Here is a 17,832-nt window from a genome sequence, read left to right as displayed (position 1 = left end):
CCGGGTCAGACTTTTTATAGAGGTTATTGTCTTTATTGAGCTTAAAAAAAAGAGTGGTACTTGACCACTCTTTTTATGTGTTAGTTTTGCTTTCGATAGAAAACATAATAACTGAGATAACACGCGGCAATAAAGATCAAACAACCAATAAAGCCCGGTAGCATTTCAGGGTCAGTTGCCATACTGATACAGGTAATAAAACAGAATACAAAACCTAAGATCGGCACGATTGGAAACAAGGGTGCGGCAAAGCCTAATTCTTTTGCAGTATGACCTGCTTTATACCATTGACGACGGAAATTGAACTGGCTCAGGCAAATGCTCATCCAAACCACAACCATGGTAAATGCAGCCACACCCAGCAAATTTTTGAAGATGGTTTCAGGTGCAAACTGTTCTGAAAGCAAGCCCGGCAAGGCACCCAGCATGGTGACCATAATGGCAATAAATGGAATACCGCGATGGTTCACTTTAGAGAATACCGCAGGGAGTTGTTTTTTGTCAGATAACGACCACATCATGCGTGAAGCAGCATATAAACCCGAATTGGCTGCAGATAACAGCGCCGTAATAATTACAAAGCGAATAATATCTTCTGCATGTGGAATACCAATATAGGTAAAGACAGTAACGAATGGACTGCTACTGACACCTTCAGCACCCAAGCCTGCCAGCTGATGTGGCAACAGCGCACTAATCACGATAATGGTGCCGACAAAGAAGATTAACAAGCGCCAGATCGCTGCATTGATCGCTTTAGGCACATTCTTGGCAGGGTCTTTGGTTTCACCGGCAGCCACACCAATCAGTTCGGTGCCCGAGAAGGCGAAGTTCACAATCAGCATGGTTGCAAAAATAGGGAACAGGCCTTGAGGGAACCAGCCTTGAGCGGTCAGGTTGCTAAATAAAGGCGCAGATGAGTAGCCCTGGAATGAAAATATCCCAAAGATTGCCAATAGACCCAAAATAATAAAGCTGATCACCGTGATCACTTTGACAAGTGACAGCCAAAATTCAGATTCTGCAAATAATTTGGTTGAACTCATGTTGAGTCCAAAAACAATGGCTGCAAAACCAATGGTCCAGATCCAGACTGAAATTTGAGGAAGCCATTCCTGCATCAGCAAGGCTGCCGCAGTAAATTCAGTTCCCAGTGTGGCTGTCCAGGTTAGCCAATACAACCAGGTAATCATATAGCCCGTACCCGGACCAATGAATTTGTGTGCATATGTGCCAAAAGAACCCGATTCGGGCATATGCACCGCAAGCTCGCCTAAACAAAGCATGACAGCATAGGCAATTAAACCACCTAATACATAGGCGATGATGGCACCTACAGGCCCCGTTTGTGCAATGACTTCACCCGAACCTAAAAACAGACCTGTTCCGATTGCGCCACCAAGCGAAATCATGACCAGATGTCGAGTACTCATAGCGCGTTTTAAAGGCGCAGAATTGCCCTGATGCGAAGCATCATTCGGAGTATGAGATGACTGCATAAGAGAAAAACAAAAAAGAGAAATGAAGCAAGCTATTGTAGTGAAAAACTACAAATCTGCAATGTAATAATGAGAACTGTTGAAGCTTGAATGATCGTATGAAACGATATATGGCGACCCTACGGGGATTCGAACCCCGGTTACCGCCGTGAAAGGGCGATGTCCTAGGCCTCTAGACGATAGGGTCGTTAGGAGGTGATGCGTATATTATGGATTTTTAATGGGACTGTCAAACCTGTAATTGCATTATTTTTAAAATATTGAATTGATTGCATAAAAAATGACAAATCTCTGTAAAAAAGCACAGTTTTAAACTGCGCTTTTTTCATATAGCAATCACGAACTAATCTTTATGGTGATACAACCAATAATAACTGGCATAGCAGCCCGCCATAAACAGCAGGCAGCCAATAAAGCCAGAAATCATTTCAGGATCTGCAGCCATGCTTAAACCTGTCGCTGTACAGCAAATAAAACCGAGAATCGGTACTAGCGGAAACCATGGGGTACGGAATTTAAGTTCTGCAACCTGATGACCCTGTTTGAGCCATTGACGACGGAAATTAAACTGGCTCCAGCAAATACTCATCCAGACAATGACCATGGTAAATGCAGCCACACCGAGCAAGTTTTTAAAGATGACATCTGCGCCAAACTGTTCTGAAAGCAGACCCGGTAAACCGCCAATCATGGTAACCAGCACTGCCAGTACAGGAATACCGGATTTACTGACTTTGGCAAATACACGAGGCAGCTGGTTTTGTGCTGCTAACGCCCACATCATGCGGGAAGCGGCATACAGTCCAGAGTTTGCAGTGGAGAGTAATGCGGTAATAATTACAAAACGGATAATATCAACCGCGTAAGGAATGCCCATCAGGTTAAACACGGATACAAATGGACTGCTACTTAAGCCATGACCCGCATTTAAACCTGCATCTTGATAAGGAAGTAGTGAGCTAATCACGATAATCGTTCCCACAAAGAAAATGATTAAGCGCCATACCGCAGCGTGAATGGCTTTGGGGACATTTTTTTCCGGATTTTGGGTTTCGCCCGCCGCGATCCCGATCATTTCGGTACCATTAAATGCAAAATTGACAATCAGCATGGTGGCAAAAATAGGGAAGATGCCGTTGGGTAACCAGCCATGTTCGGTTAAATTTGCAAATAGTGGGGCAGATTCATAACCCTGAAAAGGAATAAAACCAAAAATAGCGCCAAAACCTAAAACAATGAAAACCAGAACCGTGGCCACTTTAATCATGGAAAGCCAAAATTCAGATTCGGCAAACGTTCGGGTGGAACTTAAGTTGGACAGCAGAACCCCACTGGCGAAAATCAGTGTCCAGATCCAGATAGAGGTACTGGGAAACCATTCCTGCATCAGTAATGCGGCGGCAGTAAATTCAGTTCCTAGCGTTGCTGACCAGCCGAGCCAGTACATCCAGGACACCATATAACCTGTACCGGGTCCAATATAATTGGATGCAAAGGCACCAAATGAGCCAGATACGGGTAAATGTACGGCAAGCTCGCCTAAACAAAGCATGACCATGTAGGCAATTAAACCGCCAATAATATAGGCAATGACTGCACCCAGCGGACCTGCTTGTGAAATGACTTCACCAGAACCCAGAAATAAACCGGTACCGATTGCACCACCAAGAGAGAGCATAATGAGATGACGCTTGGTCATGGCTCTTTTTAATGAAGTGGTTTGCCCCTCGGCAGCTGAATGCTGCGAAGGCTGAATAGGAGATTGCATAATCTAGAAAAAGAGTTGAAAGAATTATTTTAATTGCTGATTGCGTGAATATTCATATAAATCGTTTTTTTCTGACTCATTACTCAATTTAATAAGAAAACCAGATAAATAAAAAAATGACTTAAACCGCGCTTTTAATGATCCGGTGTTTGATATTTTGGTGATTGTTGCGCAGGTACCTGTTTAGGTGCAGCAAAGGAAGATTCTTGGGCAGGTTCGGCATCTTTGCTGGAAAGATAAATATATACGGCTGAAGGCAGTAGAATCATGAACACAATAAAAACGTTTTTCAACATCATCGAAGCAGTATTGATGGGGGGCTTAACCTTAGCATGCAAACTGAGATAAAAAAAGAGCACCAAAGTGCTCAGGAGTTAAACTTTTAAAATTAGAACTTAAAAGTAATATCGGCAATAAATTGGCGAGCAGTTTTTAGCGTTCGTGGTTCCATCATTATTTACATTGCTATTTTGTGGACTAATCAGATGATTCACCATTAGACCTAAGATGGGTACAAATTTCTGGAAATTGAAAATATCGCTTTGGAATTAAATAGAATAAAAGCTGTTTTAATCGAAACTAAAACAATGAATAGAATCTGAAATAATGAATAGAATAGAGGGTATTTAAAAAGAAGCAAAATCTAAAAGAATAGAATACTTTTAATAAATTGAATGAAAGCGAGGAGAAAGAATAAATGGCGTCCCTACGGGGATTCGAACCCCGGTTACCGCCGTGAAAGGGCGATGTCCTAGGCCTCTAGACGATAGGGACGTTTAGAAGATGGCGGTATCTTATTGATCCGCCACCAGAGTGTCAAGTAGATGAGGTGCGAGTTTGTTCAAAATATAGCAAAACAGTTCAGCAGTCTTTTGAGTATCGTATAAAGCAGAGTGTGCTTCCTTACCATCAAACTCAATTCCAGCGTGAATACACGATTTTGCCAGTACGGTTTGACCAAACATGACCGCACTTAAAGTCACGGTATCGAACACAGAAAAACTGTGAAATGGATTTTGATTTTTAGTTCCAGTACGTGCAATGGCTGCTTGTACAAAACCTAGATCGAAATGCGCATTATGACCAACCAAAACGGCGTGGGTACAATTCTGCTGGCGACGAACTTCATTTACAGATTTAAAAATACGTTTTAAGGCACTTTTTTCATCTTCCGCCATGGCCATGCGCATCGGATTAAATGGATCAACCCCAATAAAATCCAGTGAACGGCGGTCTAAATTCGCCCCTTCAAAAGGATTAATATGTGCATGATGGGCTTCACCTGGCACAAATTGACCTTCTTCATTATAAATAATGGGAATTGCTGCAATTTCCAATAAGGCATCGGTCTGTGAGTTAAAACCTGCTGTCTCGACATCGACAACAACAGGTAGAAATCCACGGAAACGCTGACCAATTATTGGTTGGGTTTCATCTGTCACACTTTTCTCCATTGGATGGTATTACCCGCATATAGTGGGATAATTTTTTCACCATCCAAGTAGTCTAAACTTGTCGGAATAACTTGCTCTTCTTTTACCAGGGTAATGGTATTGGTATTACGCGGCAGACCATAGAAGTCAGCACCGAAGTGGCTGGCGAAACCTTCCAGACGGTCAATTTTACCGACTTGGTCAAAAGCTTGAGCATATAATTCAATTGCGGTTGGTGCACTATAGCAACCTGCACAGCCACATGCATTTTCTTTAGCATCTTTTGAATGCGGCGCGCTGTCTGTACCCAAGAAAAATTTAGGATTCGAGCTGGTCGCCACTTCAAGTAATGTTTGCTGATGGGTTTGACGCTTTAAAATCGGCAAACAATAGAAATGCGGCTTCACGCCACCGACCAGCATATCATTACGGTTAAACAATAAGTGCTGCGGGGTAATCGTTGCAGCAACATTGCGGTCTTGTTCGAGTACAAAATGTGCAGCTTCACTGGTAGTAATGTGTTCAAGCACCAGTTTAAGCTTAGGGAACTGTTTTAAAAGCGGAGAAAGCACTTCATCGAGGAAGCGTTTTTCACGATCAAAAATATCGACATGGTTATGAGTAACTTCACCATGCAGCAATAAAGGCACTTGATGCTCTTCAAGTTGCTCGATCACAGCATAAACTTTACGAATATCGCTGACACCATTGTCTGAATTTGTCGTTGCACCGGCAGGGTATAGCTTGATGGCATTTACATGTTCAGATTCTTTGATTTTTTTAACTTCACTCGGTTGGGTGAAGTCCGTAAAGTAAAGCACCATACGCGGATCAAATGAGATGCCTTCAGGCACATGCGCCAAAATACGTTCACGATAAGCAATCGCTTCTTCAACTGTTTTCACAGGAGGAACAGTGTTTGGCATACAGATTGCGCGTGCAAACTGTTTGGCTAAATCTGGAACCGTACGTTTTAAAGCAAGACCATCACGAAGGTGAGCGTGCCAATCATCTGGCTGGAGGAGAGTGATTGTATTCAAGGCCATTTCAATCGAGGAAATAAAACAAATGATAATCTATAAAGTGTGAAAATGGTAACGAGAATTAAAGACAAATGGTGATATATATTTAAATATAAACCATAAAATTGTGTTACTTTTAAGTAACTAAAAAATAACTACATAATGCTTGCGAATGGAATACAAGTATAATCTGGCTAAATTACAGTATGATAAAGAAAAAGTAGAAGAACTGATTACGCAGCAAAGTCACCGCGTAGGACAAGTTTTTCCAAAAAAATTAGAACAGGAATTTTGGTCTAAAAATTTAGAACGCGCGCGTAAACATATTGAAAAATACTTTTGGGGTGGCGTTTTAACCTATTTTGTTTTTATGGTGGTCATGATTCCAAGTGACTACTGGATTATCGACCAGCAATATTTCGTCCATGATTTCGTGCGCTGCATGTTAGGACTGGTGAATGGCGGCTCTTGTTTAATGGTCTTGTTCTGTTTTGCTTATTATCCTAAATTACGTCCATATTTTGCCCATGCTGCGATGGGACTCAAGTTTTGGGCAATTGTTTCCATGTCATGGTTGACCATGACCGTAGATACGGTTGTGCTGCAGCATCAGGCCATGGCGATATTATGTATTATTTATATTCTTGGTTATATTCTGACCGGGGTAAAACCCTTTCACATGTTGGTGACAGGCGTATCGGCAGCACTGTTCACAATTGTCCTGTTTTTAGGGCTGCAAGTTAATTTTGATGCGATGGTACTGGGGCGTATTCTCACTGGAAGCTGTGTACTTGGTTATGTAATTAGTCATATGATTTTTGCACGTGAACGGATGATTTATCTGTATTCAATGCGCGCCAGAATTAGTGAAAAAATTCACCGTATCCATAATTCGGAATTATTGCATTTGAGTCAGCATGATGAACTGACCAAAATTTCAAATCGGCGTACTTTTGATGAAATGATGGAAGTTTTTTATCAGCAAACTCGCCTAGAGCACAGCTCTTTATCCATTTTGTTTATTGATGTCGATTTCTTTAAAAACTATAACGATTTTTACGGCCATCAAAAAGGCGATGATGTCATTTTTTCCATTGCCAAATCCATTAAAAATGCCATCCGGCATATGGACTTTGTCGCACGCTATGGTGGCGAAGAGTTTGTGGTGTTATTGCCAGAAACAGATGCCCATGGCGCCTATGCGGTCGCGTCGAATATTTTTAAGGCCATAGAGCGTCTGGAAATTCCGCATGCCCAATCATCGGTGTCGAGCTATATTACGATTAGTTTGGGGATTACCGTGTATCGAGGGGAAAATGAGCTGAGCAAAGAAGAATTGCTCAAGATTGCCGATCAAGCCTTGTATCGGGCCAAACAGCTTGGACGCAACCAGATTTATTATCAATCTATTCGTGCGGCCAATATTGCTTAGCGTCTTCAAATTCAGCGATAAAAAAACCGCCTAAATGGCGGTTTTTTGACATCAAACAAACTTATTTGTTTTTGTCTTTTAATTGAGGCACTGCAGAACCTGTACCCACTGCAAGAAGACCTGCGTTGGTATAGATGCCGAGTTTCGCACGTGTATCTGTAATGTCCAGGTTACGCATGGTTAACTGACCAATACGGTCCATAGGCGTAAACATGGAATCACCTTTCTCCATCGTCAAACGTTCAGCTTCATAAGTGAGGTTTTCAGATTCAGTGTTCATGATGGTGAAGTCATTACCACGACGAAGTTCTAGCGTTACGGTACCAGTCACTGCTTTAGCCACCCAACGCTGAGCGGTTTCACGAAGCATAAGCGCTTGAGAATCGAACCAGCGACCTTGGTAAAGCAGACGACCTAAACGTAAACCGTTGATACGGTATTGCTCAATGGTATCTTCATTATGAATACCGGTTACAAGGCGTTCATAGGTGATATGAAGAAGCGCCATACCTGGTGCTTCATAGATACCGCGAGATTTCGCTTCGATGATACGGTTTTCGATTTGATCCGACATGCCTAGACCATGACGGCCACCGATACGGTTCGCTTCAAGAATCAATTCAACTGGATTGTCAAAACGTTGGCCGTTCAATGCAACTGGAGTACCTTCTTCGAAAGTCACGGATACCAGTTCAGGTTTAACCTCAACTTCGTCTTTCCAGAAGGCAACGCCCATGATTGGATCTACGATTTTGATACCCGCATTCAGGTATTCAAGATCTTTGGCTTCGTGAGTCGCACCCAACATGTTTGAATCAGTTGAGTAGGCTTTCTCTTTTGACATTTTATAGTCAAAGCCGTTGTCGATTAAGAATTGCGACATTTCGGCACGGCCACCCAATTCATCAATAAACGTTTGGTCTAACCAAGGTTTATAGATTTTAAGGTTCGGGTTGGTCAGCAAACCATAACGGTAAAAACGTTCAATGTCGTTACCTTTATAAGTTGAACCGTCACCCCAGATGTTTACGTCGTCTTCTTTCATTGCGGTAACAAGCATGGTGCCTGTTACTGCACGACCCAATGGAGTCGTATTGAAATAAGGAACACCGCCAGTGCTAATGTGGAACGCACCACATTGAATAGCAGCAATACCTTCAAGTGCAAGCTGTAAACGGCAGTCAACTAAACGAGCTTTTACTGCCCCATAAGCTTCAGCTTTCTTAGGAATCGCATCGTAGTCTTCTTCATCTGGCTGGCCCAAGTTTGCTGTATAAGCATAAGGTTCAGCACCTTTTTGTTTCATCCACAATAAAGCAGCTGAGGTATCAAGGCCACCAGAGAAGGCAATCCCGACTTTTTTGCCTACTGGTACATTCTGCAAGATAGTTGCATTGTCAGTCATTGTAAGTCCTAACGATATAAAATAGGCACCACGATAATTGGTAGCCGAGGAGAATCTATAGTTGCTTCAATTGTAGCACTTTTAGGTAAAAATTTTTTCGTAAAAATAAACAATCAAAAAAATATCTGTACTTTTTAAGCGGATCGTATAGTGAAAGATCATTAACAGATGATTTAAGGCCAGAGAAAAGGAATTTAATTAAATAATTTACCCTGTAAATTAAAAGTGAGCAGGTGGAGCTTAGAACCTCTTTATGGACTTGGTAGAGCACAAAAATAAGAAGAGTTGAGTAAAGCCAGCATTTACTTCATTGTCATCACGTTCAAAACGGTAAAAAATTATAGTCCAATTTATGAGCTAATGAAGCCTCTTAATGCCTGCCAAGTTGAAAGGCTGGAGGAAACGGAGCAGGGTTATTTTGAGGGTTAAAATATATAATATGGAACAGTAAGTTAGAGGGATTAGACTAAAGTTGCATACATATATACAAGTCAAAATATAATTTAAAAAAATTAAATAAAAACAAAGCTAAAGTTTCTGCTGAATCACTTTTAGCACATTTTAAAAAACAGTCTCTGATTTAAATTCCTGCATTTATTGGTCTGACCAATATTATTTTATTTAGACCGCTATTGATCTTTAATTAAACAAAAACTAGTATATTTGCTTAAATATGAATTATTTTTTTGTTTTATTTGTTATTGGTCATACCAATATTGATTTAATCTTTTAAATAATCAGACCAATTCTAATCGCGCCGTGAGCATTTCAAGGAGAAGACAATGCTTCAATCTTGGCAACAGATTTACGATCCTATGGGGAATATCTGGATTTCCAGTGCAATTGCCCTTATTCCCATTATCTTTTTCTTCCTCGCATTGGCGGTTTTTCGATTAAAAGGGAGTGTGGCGGGAACCATTACAGTTGTTTTAGCACTGCTGGTTTCTCTTTTTGCTTATAAGATGCCTGTTGCAGTCGCTTTTGCCTCCATGATTTATGGCTTTTTCTACGGCTTGTGGCCGATTGCCTGGATTATTATTGGGGCAGTGTTTTTATATAAAATTTCAGTAAAAACCGGTCAATTTAATATTATCCGTTCTTCAATTTTATCCATTACCGAAGATCAGCGTTTGCAAATGCTGCTGGTAGGTTTCGCTTTTGGTACCTTTCTTGAAGGTGCGGCAGGCTTTGGTGCACCGGTCGCTATTACGGCTGCCTTGCTGGTCGGACTGGGCTTTAAACCGCTATATGCAGCAGGCTTATGTTTAATTGTAAATACCGCACCAGTTGCCTTCGGCGCGATGGGGATTCCTATTATTGTCGCAGGGCAGGTGTCTGGCGTGGATACCATGGAAATCAGCCAGATGGTGGGCCGTCAGTTACCGTTTATGGTGCCAATCGTCCTGTTCTGGATCATGGGGATTATGGATGGCTGGCGTGGTATTAAAGAAACCTGGCCTGCGGTAATTGTGGGTGGTGGCTCTTTTGCAATTGCACAATACTTAACCTCTAACTTTGTCGGTCCAGAACTACCGGATATTACTGCAGCGATTGCATCTTTAGTGACCTTAACGATTTTACTTAAATTCTGGAAACCCAAGCACATTTTCCGTTTCAGCAATGAAGACGGCAATGTAGATGAGAGCTTAGAGGCCGATAAGCAAAAAAAATACACACTGCCACAGATTGCCAAAGCTTGGTCGCCATTCATGATTTTAACCGTGATGGTGACCATTTGGAGTATCAAACCCTTCAAGGATTTGTTCACCAAAGATGGTGCATTACATGACTGGGTGTTTTCAATCAAGGTGCCGTATTTGCATCAACTGGTGCAGAAAATGCCGCCGGTGGTTCCAGAAGTTAAAGATTACGATGCCATTTTTAAATTTGACTGGCTCTCTGCCACAGGGACAGCCATTTTTATTGCAGCGGTCATTACTATTATTTTCTTGAAAATGAAGCCAAAAGAGGCGGTTGTTACTTTTGGTGAAACGCTTAATGAATTAAAAACCCCGATTTATTCCATTGGTATGGTGTTGGCCTTTGCGTTCATTGCTAATTATTCAGGCATGTCGGCAACATTGGCATTGGCGCTGGCACATAGCGGTAAAGCCTTTACTTTCTTCTCGCCATTCTTGGGCTGGATCGGGGTGTTTTTAACCGGTTCCGATACTTCAGCCAATGCATTGTTTGCAGCGCTGCAAGCCACCACTGCTCAACAGATTGGGGTGCCGGAAGTGCTGCTGGTTGCCGCCAATACCAGTGGTGGGGTCACCGGAAAAATGATTTCGCCGCAATCCATTGCAATTGCCTGTGCTGCGGTAGGACTTGTAGGTAAAGAATCTGATCTGTTCCGTTTTACCGTTAAACACAGTATCGTCTTTACCATCATGATGGGTATTATTATTACCTTACAAGCTTATGTGTTCCCGTGGATGATTCCATAACACGCAATTGAGGTCAGCAAATGAAAGTCTCCGACAAAGTCGTACAAAGCCTGCGCATATTGATTGAGCAAAATAATATGCACGTTGGAGACCGTTTGCCTGCTGAACGGAAATTATGTGAACAACTGGGCGTATCTCGTTCCTCTTTACGTGAAGCCATTCAGCAACTGACCAGTCGCGGAATGTTACTGAGTAAAGTGGGGGCAGGTACTTTTTTGCAGCAATTGCCGATCAACTGGTCGCAACATCAAATCGTGCAGCCTTTAAGTGACTTGATTGATCAAGATCCTGCTTACCGCTTTGATGTGCAGGAAGCACGAACTATTCTGGAAGGTGGGACAGCGTGGTATGCCGCAGAGCGTGCCACCCCTGAAGATCTGCAAAATATTCGAGATTGCTATGCACAGATTAGCCATTTTCAAGCCATCGGTGATGATGATCAGGCGGCACAGGCCGATGCCAGATTTCATCTTGCCATTGCTGAAGCCTCGCATAATCTGGTGTTGATCCAGATGATGCGTGGCTTATTTGATTTGTTGCAATTCAACGTGGTGCTGGGGCGCCGAAAAGTATATTCAGAACCGCATCGTTTTGATCAGTTGCATTTACAGCATCAACAAGTGATAGATGCGATTGAACGTCGAGATCCAGAAGCTGCCAGACAGGCAGTCTGTGGACATATTGAGTTTGTTATTCAACAAGTGCGCTCGATTGATGAGGAAGATGCCCGTCGTCAGCGTGCGAGTCGATTAAATAGGATTTAACCATGATTATTTCTTCTGCTAATGATTACCGCGAAGCCGCTAGACGTCGCTTGCCACCTTTCCTGTTTCATTATATTGATGGGGGAGCATATGCGGAATATACGCTCAAGCGTAATGTAGAAGACTTATCCAAAATTGCCTTAAGACAACGTGTTCTGAACGACATGTCGTCTTTAAGTCTGGAAACCAGATTGTTTGATGAAACCTTGTCGATGCCTGTGGCTTTATCACCGGTCGGTTTGACCGGGATGTACGCGCGTCGCGGTGAAGTGCAGGCGGCAGTCGCGGCAGATAAAAAAGGCATACCTTTTACTTTATCGACAGTGTCAGTGTGTCCGATTGAAGAAGTAGCACCGGCCATCCAGCGCCCAATGTGGTTTCAGCTTTATGTGCTACGTGACCGCGGTTTTATGAAAAATGCCTTGGAGCGTGCCAAAGCGGCAGGTTGTTCAACTTTAATCTTTACCGTAGATATGCCCGTTCCAGGCGCACGTTACCGTGACGCGCATTCTGGAATGAGTGGTGCCAATGCCGCCATGCGCCGTTATTTGCAATCAGTATTACATCCGCAATGGGCGTGGGATGTGGGATTGCATGGCCGTCCGCATGACTTAGGCAATATTTCTAAATACTTGGGTAAACCGACTGGGCTTGAAGATTATATTGGCTGGTTAGGCAATAACTTCGATCCGTCTATTTCCTGGAAAGATCTGGAATGGATTCGGGAATACTGGGATGGACCCATGGTCATCAAGGGGATTTTAGACCCTGAAGATGCCAAGGATGCTGTACGTTTCGGGGCAGATGGGATTGTGGTGTCGAATCATGGGGGACGTCAGCTGGATGGTGTTTTATCCAGTGCTCGTGCTTTACCGCCAATTGCCGATGCAGTTAAAGGCGAGATTAAAATTCTGGCCGATTCCGGCATCCGTAATGGTCTGGATGTGGTGCGTATGCTGGCTCTGGGAGCAGATACCTGCATGCTCGGACGTGCCTTTATTTATGCTTTAGGGGCATCAGGTGGAGCAGGTGTAAGTAACTTGCTTGAGCTGATTGAGAAAGAAATGCGTGTGGCGATGACTTTAACCGGTGCGAAAACCATTGCGGATATCACCTCGGATTGTTTGGTGAAGTTAAATAAAGAGTTGGCAGGCTGAGATATTCAGCAGTTTTGAACTGTTAAACGATTTTAAAACTTAGACATTCATTAATTTATATATTGAGAAGTTCCTTCTCTTGCGCCAAAAATTGCTCAGGGAGAAGGTTAGGATGAGGAGGACTTTAAAATGAAAAATATGTTTTGCCAGAAAATAACCAAAGAAAGAAGCTTTTTAATTGTCAGATAAACCTCTCCCTGACCCTCTCCTAAAAGGAGAGAGAACGTCCATTTCCTCTATTAAAACTGAACGATAAAGTTGATACACGGAAATGTCATCTGCAACTGTTCGAGGCAGGACTTCTTAGGATAGGGAACGTTTCTGCGAAGCAAGTGCTAAAAGAGGGTATTTGGCGAGTTTTGCGGATGACAATGCCTTTGGTTACTTTGGGCGTAACCAAAGTAATGGACGAGCTCCTTGTATTTAACGTTTAAATGGTAAGACTCCGCAGTGATATATCCTAAATATTTAGTGTATTCATACAAAAATGTACTTGCTCTAAAGCTTAAATTTAATAAATAAGGTTCGTATGAAAACTCAATCAGCTGTACAGCAAACCATTCAAAAGCTCATCAACATTGTCGGCAAGCAACATGTATTAATAGATGACAATGACACACGATTATACCGTCAAGGTCGACGTTATGGATCCGGTCAGGTTCTGGCAGTGGTGGTGCCCGGTTCTTTGGTTGAGCAATGGCAGGTATTACAAATTGCTGTTCAGGCTGACAGTATTGTGATTATGCAGGCAGCCAATACTGGACTCACAGGAGGTTCAACGCCTTTTGGTGATGATTATGATCGTCCTGTAATACTCATCAACACTCGGCGTTTAGTTGGCATTCAAGTGATTAATGATGCAAAACAAGTGGTTTGTTTGCCTGGGGCAACTTTGGATAAATTAGAAAAGCAGCTGGCACCGTTTAATCGTGAACCACATTCCGTGATTGGTTCATCCTGTATTGGAGCTTCGGTGTTAGGTGGGGTTTGCAATAATTCGGGTGGCGCTCTGGTTCGCCGTGGGCCGGCTTATACCGAACTGGCGCTGTATGCACGTGTCAATGAATCTGGACAACTGGAACTGGTCAATCATTTAGGAATCAATCTGGGTGTAACACCAGAAGAAATTTTATCGACCTTAGAAAGTCAGCAATATCAGTTGAATGATATTCAAGATGATTCCAATTGTTGTGCTTCTGATCAGCATTATGCACATGATGTAACACAGGTCGATGAAGATACTCCGGCACGATTTAATGCCGATCCATCGCGTTTGTTTGAAGCTTCCGGTTCGGCAGGAAAAGTCTGCGTGTTTGCGGTACGCCTGGATACTTTTGAAAAAATTCCCAGTCAGGTGTTCTATGTCGGAACCCATACCCAAGAGCATTTAACCGCGATTCGGCGTTTTCTTTTGAAAGATTTGCCACGCCTGCCAATTGCAGGCGAGTATATTCACCGTGTCGCTTATGATATCGGGGCCGAATACGGCAAAGATACTTTCATGTTTATCGAGAAATTCGGGACTGCCAGAGTGCCGGCTGCTTTTGCCATGAAAGATAAAGTCGACGGCTACTTGGACAAAATCGGCATGAAAGGGCTGTCAGATAAAGCTTTGCAACTGCTGACCAAATTTTTGCCTTCACATTTGCCGAAACGAATGAATGAATTTCGTGATTTGTATGAGCATCATCTGATGCTGCGCATCGAAAATCAGGACGTAGAGCAGGTTCAGCAATTTCTACAACAGTATTTTGCCGCTCATCCCACTGGAGATTATTTTCTGTGTAGCGAGGAAGAAGGCCGGAAAGCTTTTTTACACCGTTTTGCCGTTGCGGGTGCAGCTATTCGTTATCGCGATACCCATCGTAGTGAAGTGGAAGATATTGTGGCTTTGGACATCGCTTTACGCCGTAATGACCGTGAATGGGTGGAAACTTTACCCAAGGAAATGGATGATTTGATTATTCATAAACTGTATTACGGTCACTTTTTATGTCATGTTTTTCATCAGGACTATATTGTTAAAAAAGGCGTAGATCCTTTGGCGATGGAGCATCAAATGTGGCATTTGTTGGATCAGCGTGGTGCAGAATATCCAGCAGAACATAATGTCGGACATTTATATGTGGCCAAACCGGCTTTAAAAAATCATTATCAAAAACTCGATCCGACCAACAGTTTTAATGTCGGGATTGGCCATACTTCCAAATTAAAACATTGGAATTAAACCGCTGTAATTAAAACTCAGTAATTAAAATTCTGTAATTAAAATAAAAAATAATCATGGGTTCTATCTCTGGTGCAGCTTAACCACTGCACCTTTTTTATGGCAAATTGACTGTTTCGTCATACAATGTTGAAAAGATGTCATAAACAAATAAATAAAAATAGGTAAAGTAGTATGCAACAAGTTGCAAAGCCAATACATTAAGGATTCATCATGACAACAAGCTATGCAAATATTTTAAAACCGCTACATTTGGGCTTTACGACCATTAAAAACCGTGTCGTGATGGGTTCTATGCATACCGGTTTGGAAGACCGTTTTTACAACTATCCAAAACTGGCGGCATATTTTGGGGAACGCGCAAAAGGTGGTGTGGGGCTGATTATCACCGGCGGGATTTCACCAAACCGCCAGGGCTGGTTACTGCCAGCTGGTGGTACCATGAATCATTTGGGGGATGTTGCACCACACCGTTTAGTGACTCATGCGGTACATAAGCATGGCGCAAAAATTTTGATGCAGATTTTGCATTCTGGCCGATATGGTTATCAACCTTTTGTAGTGTCTGCAAGTCCAATTAAATCGCCTATTTCACCTTTTAAACCTCGTCAAATGAGTGAAAAACAGATTCTGGATACCATTGATGATTATGCTCATACCGCCACTATTGCCAAAAAAGCTGGCTATGACGGTGTGGAAATCATGGGTTCAGAAGGCTATTTGCTGAACCAGTTTTTAAGCCGTCATGTCAATCAGCGCGATGATCGCTGGGGTGGTGATATTCTAAACCGCATGCGTTTTGCAGTGGAAATTGTACGCGCGATTCGTGCAAAGGTCGGTGAGAAATTTATTATCTGTTTCCGCCTGTCGATGCTTGATCTGGTTCATGACGGCAATACCATGCAGGAAGTGATTACTGTGGCTCAAGCTTTGGAAAAGGCAGGGGTGACTTTGCTGAATACCGGTATAGGCTGGCATGAAGCGCGTATTCCAACCATTGTCACTTCAGTACCGCGTGCTGCATTTGCAGATTACACAGCAGAAGTGAAAAAGCATGTCGCTATTCCTGTGATTGCATCCAACCGTATTAACATGCCGGAAACTGCCGAAGCCATTTTAGCGGCCGGAAAAGCAGATATGATACAAATGGCCCGACCGCTGTTGGCAGATGCTTTCTGGGTCAATAAAACTGCGACCAATCGGGTGGATGAAATTAATACCTGTATTGCCTGCAACCAGGCCTGTTTAGATCATACTTTTAAAAATAAACGCGCAACCTGTCTGGTCAATCCACGCGCCGCATATGAAACAGAACTGGTGTATTTAAAAACTAAAAATCCTAAAAAAATTGCTGTGATCGGTGGTGGTGTAGCAGGAATGTCTGCTGCGACAGTGGCTGCCAGTCGTGGTCATAAGGTCACTTTATTTGAAGCGGCAACAGATGTCGGTGGGCAATTTAATTTAGCCAAAGTCGTTCCGGGTAAAGAAGAGTTTCACGAAACTATTCGTTATTTTAAAGTTCAGATTGAAAAAACCGGAGTAGAGCTTCGATTAAATACCAAGGTAAATCGTGAACAACTTGAACGTGAAGGTTTTGATGAAGTGATTGTGGCAACGGGAGTTGTACCACGTGCGCTTAAAATTGACGGTAGCGATGCACCGCAAGTTTTGTCATATGCAGAAGTATTGCGCGGTGCGCCAGTCGGTCATAAAGTTGCTGTTATTGGAGCAGGCGGTATTGGTTTTGATGTGTCGGAATTTTTATTGAGACCAGAACATCAGTCACAACCGCAACCATTAGAAGACTGGCAACGCGAGTGGGGCATTGACCCAAATCCGAACTATATCTCTGAAGGCGGCATACAGCCTGCCGAAGTAGATCCACCTGTCCGCGAAATTTATTTGTTGCAACGTAAAACCACGCCGCTGGGTATGGGTTTAGGCAAGACCACTGGTTGGGTACATCGTGCACAATTGAAAAAGCATGCAGTGAAGATGCTACGTGGTGTGCAATATAAATCTATTAACAATGAGGGTTTATGGATTGAAACCAATGGCTATGACCAACTTTTGCGTGTAGACACCATTGTGGTGTGTGCGGGGCAAGAGTCAGTGAAAGATATTATGCCGAATGAAGGTGAACATACCTTGGCGAATTATCATATTATTGGCGGCGCAAAACTGGCAGCAGAGCTTGATGCGAAGCGCGCGATCCGTGAAGGTGCTGAATTAGCAGCCAAATTATAATTTTTTAAGTTAATTTGGTGAAACAATATTCATTTGAATGGTTTGGTTGTAGTTTTTGCTTGTCAGTTTTTAAAAAGATCCGTATTATGGCGCACATGGAAGCGTGGCAGAGCGGTTTAATGCACCGGTCTTGAAAACCGACGAGGGTGCGAGTCCTCCGTGAGTTCGAATCTCACCGCTTCCGCCAAATTCAAAAACCCCGATCAATTGATCGGGGTTTTTTATTGTCTATTGTTTTTAGATATTCTCTCTAAGCGAACTTATAGAGGGTTTACTGAGTGAATAAAGATAATCTGCTAAAACACCCGTTGCTAGAATATTTACCCCTATACTCATTTAGATTTTTTAAATTTGGCCCAGTTTAAAATTGCTGAAATAGATTAAAGTTTTATAAGTTTGATATTTTTATTCGAAAATAGAAGGCGATGCCT

General features: G+C 42.6%; 12 protein-coding genes and 3 tRNA genes. 7 read left to right on the top strand and 8 right to left on the bottom strand.

Features of this window, described 5'->3' with window-relative positions:
• Window positions 1-80: 80 nt before the first annotated feature.
• From E0H81_RS02515 to pyrC, 7 genes are all read right to left on the bottom strand, one after another.
• Window positions 81-1,499 (bottom strand): amino acid permease, encoded by a 1,419-nt coding sequence (locus tag E0H81_RS02515; protein WP_131316274.1) that lies wholly within the window; start codon window positions 1,497-1,499, stop codon window positions 81-83.
• A gap of 111 nt (window positions 1,500-1,610) precedes the next feature.
• A tRNA-Glu gene (locus E0H81_RS02510) sits at window positions 1,611-1,686 on the bottom strand.
• A 156-nt stretch (window positions 1,687-1,842) separates the two neighbouring features.
• Entirely contained in the window at window positions 1,843-3,267 is a 1,425-nt protein-coding gene (locus E0H81_RS02505; RefSeq protein WP_131316272.1) for an amino acid permease, read from the bottom strand.
• A 134-nt stretch (window positions 3,268-3,401) separates the two neighbouring features.
• A complete protein-coding gene (locus E0H81_RS15880; protein ID WP_165492576.1) occupies window positions 3,402-3,563 on the bottom strand; it encodes a hypothetical protein in 162 nt (53 codons plus the stop codon).
• 402 nt (window positions 3,564-3,965) lie between these two features.
• Window positions 3,966-4,041 (bottom strand) — tRNA-Glu (locus E0H81_RS02500).
• Window positions 4,042-4,061: 20 nt separating this feature from the next.
• A complete protein-coding gene (gene rnt, locus E0H81_RS02495) occupies window positions 4,062-4,721 on the bottom strand; it encodes a ribonuclease T (RefSeq protein ID WP_067724098.1) in 660 nt (219 codons plus the stop codon).
• On the bottom strand, window positions 4,706-5,740 hold the full coding sequence (gene pyrC, locus E0H81_RS02490; RefSeq protein ID WP_131316270.1) for a dihydroorotase: 1,035 nt from the start codon (window positions 5,738-5,740) through the stop codon (window positions 4,706-4,708). The genes rnt and pyrC overlap by 16 nt, the downstream gene beginning before the upstream one ends.
• 154 nt (window positions 5,741-5,894) lie before the next feature.
• Between pyrC and E0H81_RS02485 the strand changes: the two genes are divergently transcribed.
• Window positions 5,895-7,154, top strand: coding sequence for a GGDEF domain-containing protein (locus E0H81_RS02485; protein WP_131316268.1), 1,260 nt, complete (start codon window positions 5,895-5,897; stop codon window positions 7,152-7,154).
• A gap of 61 nt (window positions 7,155-7,215) precedes the next feature.
• Here the strand turns inward: E0H81_RS02485 and argG are convergent, their stop codons facing one another.
• Window positions 7,216-8,559: an argininosuccinate synthase gene (gene argG / locus E0H81_RS02480; protein ID WP_131266664.1), complete on the bottom strand. Its 1,344-nt coding sequence runs from the start codon at window positions 8,557-8,559 to the stop codon at window positions 7,216-7,218.
• A 782-nt stretch (window positions 8,560-9,341) separates the two neighbouring features.
• On the opposite strand from argG, the gene lldP reads away from it, so the two are divergent.
• The 6 genes from lldP (at window position 9,342) to E0H81_RS02450 (ending at window position 17,588) form a co-directional block, all read left to right on the top strand.
• Window positions 9,342-11,006, top strand: a complete 1,665-nt coding sequence (gene lldP, locus E0H81_RS02475) for an L-lactate permease (RefSeq protein ID WP_131316266.1) — start codon at window positions 9,342-9,344, stop codon at window positions 11,004-11,006.
• Window positions 11,007-11,026: 20 nt separating this feature from the next.
• The gene (gene lldR / locus E0H81_RS02470; RefSeq protein ID WP_131316264.1) at window positions 11,027-11,770 is read left to right on the top strand and encodes a transcriptional regulator LldR; all 744 of its coding nucleotides are present in this window, start codon (window positions 11,027-11,029) and stop codon (window positions 11,768-11,770) included.
• Window positions 11,771-11,772: 2 nt separating this feature from the next.
• The gene (gene lldD / locus E0H81_RS02465) at window positions 11,773-12,927 is read left to right on the top strand and encodes an FMN-dependent L-lactate dehydrogenase LldD (protein ID WP_131316262.1); all 1,155 of its coding nucleotides are present in this window, start codon (window positions 11,773-11,775) and stop codon (window positions 12,925-12,927) included.
• A gap of 529 nt (window positions 12,928-13,456) precedes the next feature.
• On the top strand, window positions 13,457-15,154 hold the full coding sequence (gene dld / locus E0H81_RS02460) for a D-lactate dehydrogenase (protein ID WP_131316260.1): 1,698 nt from the start codon (window positions 13,457-13,459) through the stop codon (window positions 15,152-15,154).
• A gap of 213 nt (window positions 15,155-15,367) precedes the next feature.
• Complete coding sequence (locus E0H81_RS02455) at window positions 15,368-17,401, top strand: NADPH-dependent 2,4-dienoyl-CoA reductase (RefSeq protein ID WP_131316258.1); 2,034 nt, start codon at window positions 15,368-15,370, stop codon at window positions 17,399-17,401.
• 97 nt (window positions 17,402-17,498) lie between these two features.
• Window positions 17,499-17,588 (top strand) — tRNA-Ser (locus E0H81_RS02450).
• Window positions 17,589-17,832: the final 244 nt, after the last annotated feature.

Source organism: Acinetobacter terrestris (genome assembly GCF_004331155.1).
Taxonomy (GTDB): domain Bacteria; phylum Pseudomonadota; class Gammaproteobacteria; order Pseudomonadales; family Moraxellaceae; genus Acinetobacter; species Acinetobacter terrestris.
Note: the sequence above shows the minus strand (reverse complement) of the source record. Positions and strands in the feature narration are given on the sequence as shown.